We start from the raw sequence: 16,551 nt of genomic DNA on the forward strand, positions 1-16,551 counted from the left end.
AATTTCACGCGATTAGCAACCAAAATGAAAGCAGTGTTTCTTATCTCTTAAAGACTGTAAGATTGGGCACTCTTCAAAAGAGAGATAATGCCAAGAACTGTCATCGTGGTTAGTTATCAACCCACACAATACCTCTTGTTCAGAAAACGCACAACACGAGATAAGAAAAAATGTTGTTTGCAAAGTTCTCTCTTACCTATACAAAAAGAAAATAAAAAATTTGGAGGGCTCCTATGATAAATGACATTTACTGTGTTGGACGCAATTATGTTGAACATGTTCATGAACTAGGCAATGTTGTTGAAGATGAACCCGTTATCTTTAGCAAGCCAAACAGTTCACTCGTTTTAGACAATGAAATTTATCTCCCTGATTTTTCAAAAGAAATACATTTTGAAACTGAAATTGTGCTCAAAATCTCAAAGGATGCTTTCATGGTCACGGAGGCAGAAGCAGAAGAATGCTATGATGCCATAGCAATAGGTCTTGATCTCACAGCGCGGGATTTGCAAACAAAACTGAAAGAAAAAAAGCTGCCTTGGCTTTTATCTAAAGGATTTAAAAGCGCCGCATACGTCTCTGACTTCATAAACAAGGAAAAAATAAACAACCCAATAACCTTTGCAATGAAGCTGAATGGCGAAACAAGACAAGTTGGCAATACGCAAAATATGATCTTTAGCTTTGAGAAGATAATATCATTTTTGAGTCACTACATTCAGCTAAGACGTGGTGATCTCATATACACAGGTACTCCACAGGGTGTAGGAAAACTTTCTCAGTTTGACAGAATAGAATTATATCTCAAAGATCAATTAATTTCAGAGCTAAAGGTAAAATGAATCATCAAATACTGACCTTTTTCATTGTTTCATTTTTTTTAGTCATCTCACTTAATTTTAGTCATCTTACTGGGGCCGAATATGGCCCTTATCATCACTAAGACAACGAGATTAGGAAGAAAGAACGCATTTGTAAACGTTTTAGGATTGTGTACAGCAACATATGTGCATGAGACATTTTCCATACCTAAGTGTATCAGCGCTCATTCTCAACAACAAAACACTATTTTTTTAGTAAAATTCATGGGTGGCAGCACTTTATTATACATGGGCTTTAAATCGATTAAATCTGGAAAACACAGCTTAAATTCAAAACAATATCAACAAATGAAAAGAGTGCTATTGGTAAAACAAAACTTTTCACCAGCTATATGGACGGTTTTTTGACACAAATACTAAATCCCAAAGTATCAATATTTTATATAACGGACTTCCCGAAATTTTTGTCTTCTGGCGGTGGAATTAAAAAAGGCTTTGAACTTGTCACAATACATTCTTTCAACATCTTTGCATGGTTTACTTTAACGACCATTTTTATATCATTTGCCAGCTCCGCTTTAAAAAGCGGCGGATAAAAGGCGCGATTAATATAGCGACAGGAACAATTTTATCTTTTGATAACAAATTGCAAAGCTAATAGAGCAATCTTTTCCTGATTCTGTCTCTCACGATGAATAGCTCAACCTCTAACAGAGCTTATACAATCCCCAGTTTTTTTCTTTGTATAACTGAATTCGCTGCATTTCTTTATCATAGTCTCAAGGATTTTTGTGTAAACGATGTGAATTTCTCGCAACCTTTTATAAAATGTTATCACTATCTAAACAAAATCCTTATTCATCACTTTAGAAAAAATAAGCTATGATATTCCTCTTTTCGTTTATGAAACAAAAAAGTGATTTTAAAAATCATTTTAAATTTCTATCATTAAGAACTGTTTCTTAAACTAAGATGAGAACCTTTGAGCGCTATTTGAGCCAAAATTAAAACTCTCACCATTATGAATAATAACAATTAAAAACTCCCTATTCAAATATCTGTTACGTTATTTAAGAGGAAAACATCCTCTTTTTTCAAAACCATATTCTTGTCTTTATCCACACAAAATTATAAAAAACGTTTTTTTCCTTTACACCTCATTTATATCATGCTTCGATACAGAATGATGCATTTTTTAGTGTAATTTAACCTCAAAATAATTAAAGGGAACCCCCAAAAAATGAACTGTAAACAAAATTTAAAAGATGGTCCTAAGATAAAACTACAACGTGGCCTGGATAACCGTCACGTACAACTTATAGCCCTCGGTGGAGCTATTGGAACAGGTCTCTTCATGGGATCAGGAAAAACAATTAGTGTGGCAGGACCTTCCATCATACTCGTTTATGCGATTATTGGATGTGCCCTATACTTTGTAATGCGTGCTATGGGAGAATTATTGCTTTCTAATTCACAATACCGGTCCCTTATTGATTTTTCAACCGATATGCTAGGACCGGGAGTCGCTTTCTTTGTGGGCTGGAACTATTGGTTAAGCTGGGTTGTAACTGGAGCTGCAGATATTATTGCTATCATTAACTATATGCATTTCTGGTGGCCAACACTTAATCCATGGATTGTTGTTTTTGCTTGCATTGGTTTCTTTTTAATCCTTAACCTCCTTGCCGTAAAATTTTTCGGTGAACTTGAATTCTGGTTTGGTCTTATCAAAGTCGTAGCAATTTTGGCATTAGTTATTGTTGGATTCTATATGATCGCTACAGGCTTTACCTCTCCAAATGGTACTGTTGCCTCTCTTAACCATGTATGGAACGATGGAAATATCTTCCCGCGAGGAATTACAGGTTTTTTTGCTGGATTTCAAATTGCCATTTTTTCTTTTGTTGGTATAGAGATTGCTGGAACAACGGCAGCTGAAGTTAAAGAGCCTAAAAAAGTTCTCCCTAAAGCAATTAATGCAATACCAGTGCGTATTGTACTCTTTTACATCCTTTCTCTCGCTGTGATTATGTCCGTTACACCTTGGAATCAAATCGTTCCAGAAAAAAGTCCCTTTGTCTCCATGTTTTGGCTTGCAGGCATTCCAATAGCTGCTGGTTTGGTCAATTTTGTTGTTCTCACCTCCGCTGCCTCTTCAGCAAATAGTGGTATTTTTTCGACTAGCCGCATGATATACGGGCTTGCAACACAAAAAGGTGCTCCTCCAATTTTAGGGAAGCTTTCCAAATACCATGTTCCAGCCAATGCTCTGTTCTTTTCCTGCCTATGTATTTTAGTAGGATATACAATTGCATCATCATCTCCAAGCATCATAAGTGCTTTTACAATTGTGACGAGCATTTCAGCGATTGCATTTTTATTCGTATGGTCCGTCATTTTGATTAGCTATATTGTGTATCGTCGCAATCACCCTCATCTACATGCTGAATCCGTCTACAAAATGCCGGGAGGTGTTATTATGTGCGGAATCGTGTTAGTTTTTTTTGCTTTCATGCTCTATTTGTTGACATTAGAACATGATACCCTAACAGCTTTAAAATACAGTATCTTTTGGTTTATTTTCTTAGGTATAATGTATTTTATATTTATAAGAAAAAAAATCGCTCCAAAGAACAAATAAAATCTATACAAAACATCTCAAAAAAGGGTAACTAAAGTTACCCTTTTTCTACTTAACCTCCTCCTCACACATCAAAAGACGAGGGTTCCTCGCAAGTCTGGGTTTGTAAACAATCCAACTTTGTTAAGGGGGATGCTGCTAACCACTTTATATGGTTCACCTACATAAGGCTCTACGGGCTAACCCCGCCCTAAATACCCCCCCTACATTCTAAAAATACTTAATGTGTAAAATTTTATATGCTTTATATCACTACCCTAAACAACAGTATTTTACTGCATTATAGGATAAGAAACGCGCTATTCTGTAAAGAATTCTCTATAAACTTCACTGACATTGTTTACTAATAAAACATGAGATTTTATCTAAAACCGCCCCCCTAAAATTTATATTCAATTTTTTATCAAAATTAAAAATACAGCTCTAAACAGGATATATCTTAGTAGCTATCTACAATAAAATATATTCTATGAAAATATTTTTCTATTTATAATAAATATTTATAATATATGTATAAAACATAAAAATTATAATATAATTTATATTTTAGTTATTATTTATAAAGTAATTATTCCATTAATTCATAATGTTTTTCTTTGTTCACATATAGTCATAGAAAAAAATTCCTTTACTCCTTAACCATAGTGTGTTCCGATAGAAGGGATTACCTTTTTTAGGATAATTTTTATTTAAAAATAACTTAAGGGGAACTTCCCAAAAATGAATGAACAAAATTTAGAAAAAAAACCTAAGAAAAAATTGCAACGTGGGCTAGATAATCGCCACATCCAACTTATAGCCCTGGGTGGAGCTATTGGAACAGGTCTCTTCATGGGATCAGGAAAAACAATTAGCGTCGCTGGTCCTTCAATCTTATTAGTTTATGCTATTATTGGTTGCGCTATATACTTCGTAATGCGTGCTATGGGAGAATTACTGCTTTCTAATACGCAATATCGATCTTTTATTGATTTTTCAACCGATCTTCTTGGTCCAAGTGTTGGATTTTTTATCGGCTGGACATATTGGTTGTGCTGGATTGTAACCGGAACTGCTGAAATTATTGCTATTGTTAGTTATACGCACTTTTGGTGGCCTGAACTCAATTCGTGGATTCCTGTTCTCATAGGTATCCTTTCCTTTTTAATATTTAACCTCGTAGCCGTAAAACTATTTGGCGAACTCGAATTTTGGTTTGGCCTTATCAAAATCCTAGCAATTTTAGTATTAATTATTGTAGGATTTTACATGATCTTTACTGGCTTTATCTCCCCGAACGGCACCGTTGCCTCCCTTGGCAACATATGGAACGGCGGAAATATCTTTCCTCGAGGCATTACAGGATTTTTTGCCGGATTTCAAATTGTTATTTTTGCTTTTGTTGGCATTGAACTCGCTGGAACAGCTGCAGCTGAAGTCAAAGAACCACAAGAAGTTTTGCCCAAAGCTGTCAATTCGATACCAATCCGTATTATTTTCTTTTATATTTTCTCTCTCATTGTGATTATGTCCGTCACTCCTTGGAATCAAATCATTCCAGAAAAAAGCCCATTTGTAACGATGTATGCACTTATTGGTATTCCAACCGCTGCTGGTTTGATGAACTTTGTTGTTCTAACAGCTGCCGCATCTTCAGCCAATAGTGGTATTTTTTCTACCAGCCGCATGATATACGGTCTCGCAGCGCAAAAGGGAGCACCTAAATTTTTAGGAAAACTTTCTAGCAACCGCGTTCCAGCCAATGCATTACTCTTTTCCTGCTTATGTATCTTATTAGGTTATGCAGTTTTATCGCTATCACCAACAATCATAAGTGCTTTTACAATTGTAACCACAATCGCAGCAATTTTGTTTATATTTGTATGGTCTATAATTTTAATCAGCTATATTGTCTATCGTCGCAACCGTCCTCTCCAACATGCCGTATCTCCTTATAAAATGCCTGGAGGTATTTTTATGTGTTGGACTCTTCTAATCTTCTTTGCATTCATTATTTATTTATTGTCATTAGAAGCTGATACTGCCATAGCTTTAAAATACACTCCAGCGTGGTTCATATTTCTAGGAATTCTATACTTTCTTTTTGGAAAAAAGAATTATGCAAAAAAATAAAAAATAAAGCTTATGTCGCACAAAACATATAAAAAAGGGTAACTAAAGCTACCCTTTTTTGATATTTATCTATAAAATTATAAAAGCTATTGACAAAACATCTCTGTAGAAGCTTCAATTACGCTCTTTATCAACCAAAGCGTTAGATTTTATCCAAGGCATCATAGAACGAAGTTTTTTACCAACTTCTTCAATAGGGTGATTATCATTTAAACGCCGCATACTTTTAAAATGAGCAGCACCAGCTTTATATTCTTGAATCCAATTTGATGTAAATTTACCTGTTTGGATATCTTTCAATATACGTTTCATTTCTGCTCTGGTTTCATCCGTAATTACGCGTGGACCAGACATATATTCGCCCCATTCAGCTGTATTAGAAATCGAATAATTCATATTTGCAATGCCCCCTTCATACATGAGATCAACAATCAGTTTAACTTCATGTAAACACTCGAAATAAGCCATTTCCGGTGCATAACCTGCTTGTGTTAATGTTTCATAACCTGCTCGAATCAGTTCAACAAGACCTCCACAGAGAACCGCTTGTTCACCAAAAAGATCAGTTTCGCACTCTTCTTTAAATGTTGTTTCAATCACCCCAGCACGTCCACCACCAAGACCACATGCATAAGACAATGCTACATCATGAGCATGCCCTGAAGCATCTTGTGCCACCGCTATTAAGCAAGGAACACCACGACCACGTTGGTATTCATGACGAACTGTATGCCCTGGACCTTTAGGAGCAATCATCACGATATCAACGTGTTTTTTAGGTTCAATCAAGCCAAAATGAATGCTCAAACCATGCGCAAAAGCAATCACTGCCCCATCACGTAAATGATCATGAATATGCTCTTTGTAAATATCAGCTTGCAATTCATCTGGTGTTGCCATCATGATGAGATCTGCCCATTTTGCTGCTTCTGCAACACTCACCACTTCAAAACCATCTGCCATAGCTTTCTTAACTGTTTCCGACCCTGAACGCAAAGCTATTTGCACATTTTTTACACCGGAATCTTTCAAATTTAAAGCGTGCGCACGCCCTTGAGAACCATAACCAACAATGGCTACTTTTTTCCCTTTAATAAGATTAACATCCGCATCACGATCATAATAAACAAGCATAAAAACTTCCTTCTTTTTCTATTTAAACTGGATTTCAGATTATTTTTATTAAATAAGAAACATTATCTTCAGTGCATCACACACTTATAAAGACAAAAAACACCGCTTATAAGAACATAGCAATTGAATAATTTTTAAAGTTTACATATTGCATAAAAAAAACTGTAGTCCCCAAACATACCCAAAACATATACAGATCCCCAAATCAACTTCAACTACTATTCTACAAAAAGAATAATTACGCAAAACAAGATTTCTAAAGAAAATATATTTGCTAATATTTTACTCTTCTATCGTGCAACAAAAAACTATATTCTAAAAATTAAGATAAAATATACAATTTTTAACATGAACCAAATCAATACGGATAGCAAGAAAAATTACAAAATAACAAGTATTGTTTTAATACAATATTCAAAAGCATATACAACAATATTTTTAGAATAATAAAGAGAACATTTTAATTTTTACGTTCTTTAATATCCACGCTTCTCACGCGAAAAAGAACACCCCCATACTGCCATTATGTTATTCATTTATGGCGCCTTATAAAGAACTTTTAATGTGCTCGAGCCCTTTTCTAGGCCCCCTATAATCGCCTAAGATTTATTGCACACCACTCTCTTTACTTCATAAAGCTACAAGTCAATATCATCAAAACCCTTATATGCCAAAAACTGCCACAACATTGAATTAGCCAATAAAATGATGATAGCAATAGACTTCATATCATCCATGGATGATTTTACATTATACTATTTACAGATAACCCGTAAAATGAGCTCAAACATCAAGAAAATTTGTGTATTGATCCATAAAAACCCTACGCACTCTTTTACAAGGAAAATACCTTCCAATCCCTATTTCTTCTCCCTAATAGATAGTACAAATAAAAAACATCGCATACACTCAAAAACAAAAGATAGAAAGCAACCAATAAACAGAGCAACAATAGAATATTTATAATGCACGCTAATAGTGCTAGTTATCTAAACATATATTATTTTTTAAGATAAATTGGCAAAGCTTTATAAAAATTTCTCTTTCAATTTCATAGAGAGAAAAAGATTACGATAATAACCGAACAAAACGCTGAACAGTATCACGCATTCCATACTCTAATGCATCGGCAATGAGCCCATGGCCAATAGAAACTTCATCAAGCCAAGGAATACGATTGATAAGAGCAGGAAGATTAGCAATCGTCAAATCGTGACCTGCATTGATACCTAATTGCAGTTCTTTGGCTTTTTTTGCTGCTAAAACAAGTTTATTGAGCTCTTGATCCTGTTTTATTTTTTCCTGAAATGCACCACCGTAAGGTCCCGTATAAAATTCCACACGATCAGCCCCTATTGCTTTAGCAATATCAAGACCGTCGATAGTAGGATTAGCAAAAAGTGATACACGAATCTTTCTTTTTTTCAAACGCTTAACAACGGGTGCCAAAAATTCCGCATCATGAGAAAAATTCCAACCATGATCAGACGTTGGCTGATTTGGATCATCAGGAACAAGGGTAATCTGATCCGCGTAGTTTTCAGCAATATCCAAAAATTGATCACTGGGATAACCTTCAATATTAAACTCAGCCGCAGGAAAATTGTTCTTGATTAAACAGTATATATCTGGCAAATCCGCAAAACGAATATGCCTTTCATCGGGGCGTGGATGAACAGTCAAACCTGCTGCTCCAGCAGCAAGCGCTATATGCCCAATATGCGTGATATTTGGCCACGGAAGATTCCGTCGATTACGCAAAACAGCAACAGCATTAAGATTAACCGAAAGTTTTACCGCCATGCCCATTTCCATTTTTCTATAGTGTGTAACAAGATAGAAAAAAGGCATTTTCCATCTGAAACTTAGATAATATACATATTTTTTCTATCGAACAATCATTAAACGTTCTGCTGCGCGCGTAATTCCCGTATAAAGCCAGCGCGCATACATATCACGAAATGCAAAACTTTCATCAAACAAAACGACGTTATTCCATTGAGAACCTTGCGCTTTATGAACCGTTAATGCATACCCATAATCAAAATCATCATATCGCTTTTTTAATTGCCATGAAATTTCTTGATCAGGGTTTTCAAACGCTGCTTTTAACAGTTTAATCTTTGCTACCCCACGCTCACTTTCTTCTGGTTTCACAAGAAGATTAATACTTGGTTTAACTGTTTCCTTCTGTGAAGTCATCACCTTCCATAAAGAGCCATTCAACAAACCTTTAGTAGGATCATTTCGCAAGCACACAAGCTTGTCTCCTGCTTGCGGATAATCTGCTGTAAATCCTTTTAACACACGCAAACGCTGATTATAAAGGTAGCGCGTACGATTAACCCCTACCAATACCTGATCAGCATCCAAAACCAATTGTTGATTGACCTCTTTACGTGTAACAACGCGCGCTTCTCCATAGTCACCATAAGCAATATCGCGTCCTTCACGCACATCCATAGCAAGACGTATAATCGGATTATCCCGCGCTTGCCGATGAATTTCTGAAAGAAGAAAATCTGGTTCTCCATTAGAAAAAAATCCTCCACCTGATATAGGAGGCAATTGACCTGGATCACCAAGAACAAGAATTGGCGTCCGAAAGCTCATTAAATCACGCGCCAATTTTTCATCTACCATCGAGCACTCATCGACAATAATGAGCTTAGCTTGTGCAGCTGCACTCCTCCGATTTAATGCAAATGTCGGTGCAATAGACTTCTTTCCCGTAACTTCATCGGAAACTTCTTCTTCCCCACGCGGACAATAAATCAACGAATGAATAGTACAAGCATTACTGGCACCTTTAGAGCGCAAAACCTGTGCCGCTTTGCCTGTAAACGCCGCAAACTGAACAGAACCATCAACTGTTTCAGCAAAATAGCGTGCCAGCGTTGTCTTACCCGTCCCCGCATAGCCAAAGAGGCGAAAAAGTGGAGAACGCCCCTCTTTCAACCACGCAGCAACAGCCTTCAATGCATTATCCTGTTCCGGTGAAAACTGCATGACTTACCAACATAAAATTTGCATAAAAAGAGCACTATTTTGAAAAAAACCAACTATCAAGAAAAACTTTTTTATTAAGAATTGCTGACACACGCCCATCTAACAACTTTCATAGCACAATTATCAATTATTTACCCATTGCTTTTTCAAGATATTGTAGCAATCTAAATTTTATCTATACATCGATCTTCTTGGTAACACCTTATACTTATCAAATAAAATATCATTTTTTACAACAGTAACACCAACAATGGAATATGCATGTCTTAAATTTAAAATAATACCTATATACGCTTTTTCTAACCAAAATTTAGAATGAGAAAAAGAGCATTGCAATTGCAAAACCCTCGCTAGAAAAAATGTCCTTAACAGGATAAGAATAATGTAATTTTATGAATACTATTTTACACAATCACTCAGCTTTCTTGCACATAAAAATAAAGTACATCCACTATTACGAAATAATAATTAAATATATCAAAAACCTTTTGGCAGAAATAGAAATAGCTCTCAACAAAACGACTTAACCCTATGATGATACACCTATATATTTCCTATTTCCCTCTTATCACGATTTTAATAAATTTACTCTTCATGCTACAAATAAGTTATATCTCAACGAATAAAGAGAGACATCACGCTTATATAAAGCCCGCTTTATCTTGCACAAATATGTAGCGTTTTCTGTTTCGACAATAAAATCTGGTTCGTAAGTATGGCCTTCTTGGTAGTCTATTATAAGAAAACTGGGACATGGGTTTCAGTCCAGCGTAGCACTTCAGGTCCGTCCTCTAGAATATGAGAAAAGCGCAATTCTCCATCTACTGAGTCAAACTTTTTGTCGCAATGTTTTAAAGTTTATAAAAACTAACTGATTAATGCTATTCTTATTGCTAGAAACAACAATGAAATCAAGGGGTATAATTTGTTAATAGGCTTGGCGTTATGTCAAAATATCAGCGATGAGATTGCTTTTTGGTTGTTTTAGAAATGAAATAATGAGCTCAAATATTGATGAATGAAACGGGAGATTTAAATTGAAAATATTAATTCCAGATGACTATCAAAAAGCTACCCTAACATTACAGTCTATTACAAAATTAATGAAATCGCATGAAGTGCTTGTTATAAATAATTTAGCTAAAGAATGTGATTTAGAAGATAAGCTCAAAGAGATAGATATTCTTATCTTAATCAGAGAGCGGACCATGGTTGATAGAAATCTTCTCCTGAAACTGCCAAATTTAAAATTAATCTGCCAAACAGGCCCCATAGGTTCACATATTGATATAGAAGCTTGTAGAGACTTAGGAATTGAAATATTAGACGGTGGTGGAGATCCAACTTCTGCTGCTGAATTTGCGTGGCTCTTAATTATGTCTGCGCGTAGAAAACTCTGTAAATCTGTGTCTGATATGAAAAAAGGACGATGGCAAACAACATTTGGCAACCAAATGAAAGGGGCTACTCTTGGAATATTCGGGTTTGGGCGTATTGGTAAAATGGTTGCTCAATATGCTCAAGCTTTTGGCATGTCCATTTTGGTTTATGGGAGCGAACGTTCAACGCAAGAAGCAAAAAATTTAGGTTATCATTTTACGCATTCAAAAGATGAATTTTTTACACGTCCTGACATTATATCCGTACATTTACGTTTAAGCGATAAAACCAGAGAAATCATTCAATTAGATGACCTATTGAGCATGAAACCTCATGCTATTTTTGTCAACACAGCGCGTTCAGCTTTGGTTGAAAAAGGGGCGATAGAAAAAATACTAAGTTTGGAAAATTCAACTTACTTTGCACTGGATGTTTATGACAGCGAGCCGGTATATGAGAGCAAATTATTGCAATCAGATAGAGTTCTTTGCACACCGCATCTGGGCTATGTGACTGAAGAAAGCTTTGAGAATTATTTTGAAAAAGCTTGCCAAAATATAGCGTCTTTTATGAAGAGCGCTTAATGCCGGATGAGCCAATGTTTGTAAAATTTATCTTATATCGCTAGCGTATCAAATTTGCACGACACATAATAGCTTATTTCCTTAAATTAAGCATATTCCTTAGCTTTCATATTAAGACCAATCGTATTGACAGATTTTTATGTAATCAGCATAAAATACCTAATTTATTGTTGCAAGCATTATTAAAAAAAGGCTACTTTATTGGAATACACTTTAATTGGAGGGGGCATAGTGAGCAATAATAAATTTATAGAAAAAAATTATTATAGATGGATTATATTGCTTGTTGCCACTATCGCTCAAGCATCAGCTTGCTTCTTTGTTCAAGGGATTGGTCCTTTAGCTGAATTTTTTAAGAAGGATTTCTCGCTTAGTGACTCTCAGATAGGTTTGCTGTCTTCAGCAGCGCAATTCCTACCTATTATTGGGTTACTTGTAGCTGGCGAATTACTAGACATAACGAGCGCTATATTGTTGGAGTTGGAGCGGTCGGTGTTTCTGTCGCTCTTTTGTTGGGAGCAATCGCAGATAACTATATTTCCCTTTTGGTCTGTTTGCTAATTGTAGGGGGATTTTATAGTTCTGCTCAACCCGGTGGCGCTAAATCTGTTTCTTCATGGTTTCCAAAATCGCAGCGCGGATTTGCAATGGGAATAAAGCAAGCGGGGCTACCATTAGGTAGGGGACATTAGCTGGGATGGTTCTTCCTGCTAGTGCGCTTGTCTATGGCATACAAGGTGCGTTTTTGGTCGGTGCCATCGTTTCTTTTTTAGGGGGATGTATCTTTATTATTTTTTATCACGCACCAGAAAAAGTTGTAGCTCTCGTTCCAGAAAGTAAGGCAAGAGTTTCGTTCCATGCAAAGGTATTGTCTCGTCTTGCGATGTTGGCTGCGCCATATATGCCGTATATGAAAAATATTATTTTTTCAGGCGTTTCACTTGTGATAGTTTAATATGTTTTAACCATTTTTATAATGATTTATTTTTATAGAATCTATCACCTGTCTTTAGATAAAAGTGCTTATTTGTTCTTTGTTTCACAGGCTTCTGGTGCCTTAGGAAGAATTATTTTAGCAGCGTGGAGTGATCATTGTAGAAAAGGACGATTTTTTCCTGTCTTCTTTTGCATGATTGCAGTCGTTTTTGGATTTTTAATATTAATTTTGGGTATTAGTGGATCGATAATTTATTTAACTATTTTATCTGCTTGGTTAGGTTTTTTTGGATTAGGATGGTATGGCCCTTGAGTTGCTTATATTGTAGACTCTTCGTCGAAAGAAAGCGTTGGACTTTCTCTGGGTTTAGCAATATATGTAAATCAAATCGCAATTATTACTGCTCCACCATTATTTGGATTAATCCAAGATTTTACAGACACTTATTTACTAACTTTGAGTTGAGCAATGGCGAAAGAGACAAACTTTGGGAGGCTTTAGACCATGTTATTTATGATCCATACGGTGGTATTGAATATTCGGTTAAGCTAAAAAAAATAGCATTTTCGCTGCTACCCCATAGAATATTGACAATTCTTATGAATCAAAAGATGTCTATTACCCCTAGAGCATATTTAAGCTTTGAAAACCTTCCAATTGATAGACAAATTAATACGTCACCTAATCCTTATAATTTAGATGCGTCTTGTAAAAGTGGCTATATTAGCGAAAATTTAATTATGATGTTTTCTTTATTAATCGGAGAGCCTTATTCAATTAAATTTGAAGGCGAACATATAGTAAACAACCTAGTTCCTTTAGAGGATAATAAAAAAGATTATACAGGATTAGGATCTGAAGTTGAGTTAGATTTTCATATAGAAAATACTGCACTAAAATTTATAACGAGTTTAAATTTATCTCCTAACGGGATATTTTTCTGGTGTTCGCAATGATGTTGATGGCCCGTTAACGAGAATATCTGGTGCACATCTAGCTTTAAAACTTTTAAGTGAGAAGGATTTGAGTAGCTTAAGGGATAATTTATATATAATTAATTTTCTCTATAGAGGAGAAATTGGGTAACCTCTACAAGTAAAGTGCCTCCTAGTTCGAGAGGACGGTGAATTCCCAGATATCAGCGCTGTTTTTTATCTGGGCATGTTAGAGCCACAGTCAAAAAAAGCTAAGGAAGCTTTAAATCATTTTTATGAAGCTATGAAGACTGTATCTTTTGGAATTGATGTACAACTAGGAAGATTATTATACATTGATAACAGAATGGCTCTACACTCTGGAGGTAAATTTTTTGGATCATTTGATAGTTATGAAAATCCAATGCGGTGGATTCAAAGAGTGTTTGTGTCTGCAGATTTATGGAATCATAAATATGTAGAACAAATAAAAGAAAGAATATTTGATTTTCAATGTTAATGTCCTGATAATGATACGATGTTGAGTATTATTCCGGTTTATATATATTGACTACACATCTCATATGTATGGATTTCCCCCGCATAATCAGGTGAGATTACTACCTGATTATAAGCTATGGTGGCCAATTGATTTTCTATGGCTGCGTTTGATCTTTGTTATATTTGCCCTTCCTTTCAAGCCGCTAGGGGGATTTTCCTATCAATCCCTTGAAAGAGCGATTTGGAGTAATTTCATAATGCGAAACCAAAACATAGTGACAAACTTTTCTATTGTTTTCACAAGTATGACGGTTTGCATGGTTGCCCCCTTCAAGCACGGTGGCTTTTTTCTTGCACAATGGAATCTTTCATATATGAGACAACATAATTAATTTATAACAGACAATTCAATATATTATCTAAAAAATGCAACGAAATAGCTATTAATGTGAACATATGAATTAAAAAAACAAACATCGCATACAAATAATAATACACCCCATGTCTTTAAACAAAGAATGAAAATCATAAAATGAGCTCTAAGGATAATAGGAACTCTCCACAAAGAAGAGACAGAGATGAAGACTCCAAAGACTTCATCACCATCCTTTACTATTTTGTTAACATATTCATTTTATACAAGAATCTTTCCCTCGGAAGAAACAGCATTTGCAACAGCTTCCTCGCTTGCCTCATCGGGTAATAACATCTCATTATGAGCACATCCCGATGGGATCATAGGAAAACAGTTTTCTAAATGATAAACACGACAATCGAAAAGAACTGGCTTATCACAGTCAATCATCTGCTGAATTTTATTATCAAGTTCATCGGGTTTTGAACAATGAATTCCCACGGCTCCATAAGCTTGTGCCAATTTCACAAAGTCAGGCATAGATTCCGTATAAGAATGAGAAAGACGATTACCATGTAGCAATTGCTGCCACTGGCGAACCATCCCCATATACTGATTATTTAAAATAAAAATTTTCACTGGTGTATCATGCTGAATAGCTGTTGCAAGTTCTTGAATATTCATCTGAATGGAGGCATCACCAGAAATACACACAACAAGCGCATCAGGATGTGCTATTTGAACACCGATAGCCGCCGGAAGACCATACCCCATCGTTCCAAGACCACCAGAAGTCATCCAATGTTTTGGTTCATCAAAATGATAATACTGTGCTGCCCACATCTGATGCTGTCCGACATCCGTTGTGATATAAGCACATGCATCTTTAGTAAGAGCATAAAGTCGTTCAAGAGCATATTGTGGCATGATAACATCTTTTTTTTCCATATATGCCAATGAATTACGAGCTTTCCAGCGATTAATTTGCGTCCACCACGCCTCACGGACTTCACTGTTAAACGCTGGTTTCTGTATCTTTAAGAGTTGCGTCATATCTCCTAAAACACAAGCCACATCACCAATAAGGGGCACTTTCACTTTTACGATCTTATTAATAGAAGAAGGATCAATATCAATATGGATAATACGCGCATGAGGTGCAAATGCATCCAATCGCCCTGTGATACGATCATCAAAGCGCGCACCAACAGCCAACATAACATCACAATCATGCATGGCCATATTAGCCTCATAGGTTCCATGCATCCCAAGCATTCCAAGCCAATTTTTGCCAGAAGCGGGATAAGCACCAAGCCCCATGAGCGTTGATGTAATCGGAAAATCACCCAGTTGAACTAAATCGCGCAAAAGCTTTACAGCTTCCATCCCTGATGAAATAACACCACCACCAGAATAAATAACAGGACGCTTTGCTTCTACTAAGAGAGAAACAGCCTCTTCAATAGCCTGCGCATTCCCTTTCGGCTTTGAATAAGAACGCATAAATGTCGGCGCTTGAGGTGCTCTATAAATTCCTGAAGCAAATTGAACATCCTTAGGAATATCAATCAAAACCGGTCCAGGACGACCTGATTGAGCAAGAGAAAAAGCTTCATGAATAATAGCCGCAAGATCATTGACGTTTTTAACCAGCCAATTACGCTTCGTACAGGGCTTTGTAATTCCAACCGTATCAGCTTCTTGAAAGCCATTTGTTCCGATGATCGTTGTCGCTACCTGACCAGAAAAACAAACAAGAGGTATAGAATCCATAAGAGCATCTTGCAAAGGTGTAACAGCATTCGTTGCGCCTGGACCAGAAGTCACAAGCATAACACCTACCTTTCCAGTACTGCGTGCATAACCTTCAGCAGCATGCCCTGCAGCTTGTTCATGGCGCACCAAAATATGCTGGAGTGTATCTTGGTGATAGAGCACATCAAAAATAGGCAGAACAGCCCCACCAGGATAACCAAAAATATGTTTAACCCCTTGATCTATAAGAGCCTGAATCACTATTTCAGCCCCCGACATTATTTTTCCATCTGCACTCTCTTGCTTTCTTGGATCATTTCTCATTTTTCCCACTCACCTACTTGATAGGACAATAAAAAAGCCCCTAACGGAGCCCATAAAAAAAGACCCCAAAGGAGCCCATTACAC

At 36.2% G+C, this 16,551-nt stretch carries 14 protein-coding genes; 10 read left to right on the forward strand and 4 right to left on the reverse strand.

Annotated elements, in window-relative coordinates; translation table 11 throughout:
• Positions 1–233 precede the first annotated feature (233 nt).
• The 4 genes from ACFIKH_RS04200 to ACFIKH_RS04215 all read left to right on the forward strand — a co-directional run bounded on the left by ACFIKH_RS04200 (position 234) and on the right by ACFIKH_RS04215 (position 5,574).
• The gene (locus tag ACFIKH_RS04200; RefSeq protein WP_375627129.1) at positions 234–842 is read left to right on the forward strand and encodes a fumarylacetoacetate hydrolase family protein; all 609 of its coding nucleotides are present in this window, start codon (positions 234–236) and stop codon (positions 840–842) included.
• A gap of 81 nt (positions 843–923) precedes the next feature.
• A complete protein-coding gene (locus tag ACFIKH_RS04205) occupies positions 924–1,229 on the forward strand; it encodes a hypothetical protein (protein WP_375651857.1) in 306 nt (101 codons plus the stop codon).
• Positions 1,230–2,061: 832 nt separating this feature from the next.
• Positions 2,062–3,462: an amino acid permease gene (locus ACFIKH_RS04210; protein WP_375627125.1), complete on the forward strand. Its 1,401-nt coding sequence runs from the start codon at positions 2,062–2,064 to the stop codon at positions 3,460–3,462.
• 720 nt (positions 3,463–4,182) lie between these two features.
• Positions 4,183–5,574, forward strand: a complete 1,392-nt coding sequence (locus tag ACFIKH_RS04215; RefSeq protein WP_375627123.1) for an amino acid permease — start codon at positions 4,183–4,185, stop codon at positions 5,572–5,574.
• A gap of 114 nt (positions 5,575–5,688) precedes the next feature.
• On the opposite strand, the gene ilvC is transcribed toward ACFIKH_RS04215, so the two are convergent.
• From ilvC to ACFIKH_RS04230, 3 genes are all read right to left on the reverse strand, one after another.
• A complete protein-coding gene (ilvC, locus tag ACFIKH_RS04220; RefSeq protein WP_375627121.1) occupies positions 5,689–6,708 on the reverse strand; it encodes a ketol-acid reductoisomerase in 1,020 nt (339 codons plus the stop codon).
• Positions 6,709–7,776: 1,068 nt separating this feature from the next.
• Positions 7,777–8,511, reverse strand: a complete 735-nt coding sequence (locus ACFIKH_RS04225; RefSeq protein ID WP_375626555.1) for a pyridoxine 5'-phosphate synthase — start codon at positions 8,509–8,511, stop codon at positions 7,777–7,779.
• An 84-nt stretch (positions 8,512–8,595) separates the two neighbouring features.
• Positions 8,596–9,717, reverse strand: coding sequence for an ATP-dependent RecD-like DNA helicase (locus ACFIKH_RS04230; RefSeq protein ID WP_375627119.1), 1,122 nt, complete (start codon positions 9,715–9,717; stop codon positions 8,596–8,598).
• Between the two features lie 1,037 nt (positions 9,718–10,754).
• Here ACFIKH_RS04230 and ACFIKH_RS04235 point away from each other — a divergent pair.
• From ACFIKH_RS04235 to ACFIKH_RS04260, 6 genes are all read left to right on the forward strand, one after another.
• Positions 10,755–11,681, forward strand: a complete 927-nt coding sequence (locus ACFIKH_RS04235; RefSeq protein ID WP_375627117.1) for a D-2-hydroxyacid dehydrogenase family protein — start codon at positions 10,755–10,757, stop codon at positions 11,679–11,681.
• A gap of 470 nt (positions 11,682–12,151) precedes the next feature.
• Positions 12,152–12,373 carry an MFS transporter gene (locus ACFIKH_RS04240; protein ID WP_375648644.1) on the forward strand — a complete coding sequence of 74 codons (222 nt, stop codon included), beginning with the start codon at positions 12,152–12,154 and terminating at the stop codon, positions 12,371–12,373.
• A 5-nt stretch (positions 12,374–12,378) separates the two neighbouring features.
• Positions 12,379–12,636 carry a hypothetical protein gene (locus tag ACFIKH_RS04245; RefSeq protein WP_375648638.1) on the forward strand — a complete coding sequence of 86 codons (258 nt, stop codon included), beginning with the start codon at positions 12,379–12,381 and terminating at the stop codon, positions 12,634–12,636.
• A 72-nt stretch (positions 12,637–12,708) separates the two neighbouring features.
• A complete protein-coding gene (locus ACFIKH_RS04250) occupies positions 12,709–12,930 on the forward strand; it encodes a hypothetical protein (RefSeq protein ID WP_375648639.1) in 222 nt (73 codons plus the stop codon).
• Between the two features lie 149 nt (positions 12,931–13,079).
• On the forward strand, positions 13,080–13,574 hold the full coding sequence (locus ACFIKH_RS04255) for a hypothetical protein (protein ID WP_375671065.1): 495 nt from the start codon (positions 13,080–13,082) through the stop codon (positions 13,572–13,574).
• A 205-nt stretch (positions 13,575–13,779) separates the two neighbouring features.
• A complete protein-coding gene (locus tag ACFIKH_RS04260; protein WP_375627113.1) occupies positions 13,780–14,052 on the forward strand; it encodes a hypothetical protein in 273 nt (90 codons plus the stop codon).
• 615 nt (positions 14,053–14,667) lie between these two features.
• On the opposite strand, the gene ACFIKH_RS04265 is transcribed toward ACFIKH_RS04260, so the two are convergent.
• Positions 14,668–16,467, reverse strand: a complete 1,800-nt coding sequence (locus ACFIKH_RS04265) for an acetolactate synthase 3 large subunit (RefSeq protein ID WP_375627111.1) — start codon at positions 16,465–16,467, stop codon at positions 14,668–14,670.
• Positions 16,468–16,551 lie beyond the last annotated feature (84 nt).

Source organism: Bartonella sp. SD1336NMGDW, from assembly GCF_042193565.1.
Taxonomy (GTDB): Bacteria; Pseudomonadota; Alphaproteobacteria; order Rhizobiales; family Rhizobiaceae; genus Bartonella; species Bartonella grahamii.

Bases quoted from the DNA above. Each gene is read 5' to 3' on its own strand.
- ACFIKH_RS04245 (WP_375648638.1), top strand. From the start codon at position 12,379: ATGGTTCTTCCTGCTAGTGCGCTTGTCTATGGCATACAAGGTGCGTTT.
- ACFIKH_RS04225 (WP_375626555.1), bottom strand. From the start codon at position 8,511: ATGGCGGTAAAACTTTCGGTTAATCTTAATGCTGTTGCTGTTTTGCGT.
- ACFIKH_RS04230 (WP_375627119.1), bottom strand. From the start codon at position 9,717: ATGCAGTTTTCACCGGAACAGGATAATGCATTGAAGGCTGTTGCTGCG.
- ACFIKH_RS04205 (WP_375651857.1), top strand. From the start codon at position 924: ATGGCCCTTATCATCACTAAGACAACGAGATTAGGAAGAAAGAACGCA.
- ACFIKH_RS04265 (WP_375627111.1), bottom strand. From the start codon at position 16,467: ATGAGAAATGATCCAAGAAAGCAAGAGAGTGCAGATGGAAAAATAATG.
- ACFIKH_RS04215 (WP_375627123.1), top strand. From the start codon at position 4,183: ATGAATGAACAAAATTTAGAAAAAAAACCTAAGAAAAAATTGCAACGT.
- ACFIKH_RS04200 (WP_375627129.1), top strand. From the start codon at position 234: ATGATAAATGACATTTACTGTGTTGGACGCAATTATGTTGAACATGTT.
- ilvC (WP_375627121.1), bottom strand. From the start codon at position 6,708: ATGCTTGTTTATTATGATCGTGATGCGGATGTTAATCTTATTAAAGGG.
- ACFIKH_RS04260 (WP_375627113.1), top strand. From the start codon at position 13,780: ATGTTAGAGCCACAGTCAAAAAAAGCTAAGGAAGCTTTAAATCATTTT.
- ACFIKH_RS04210 (WP_375627125.1), top strand. From the start codon at position 2,062: ATGAACTGTAAACAAAATTTAAAAGATGGTCCTAAGATAAAACTACAA.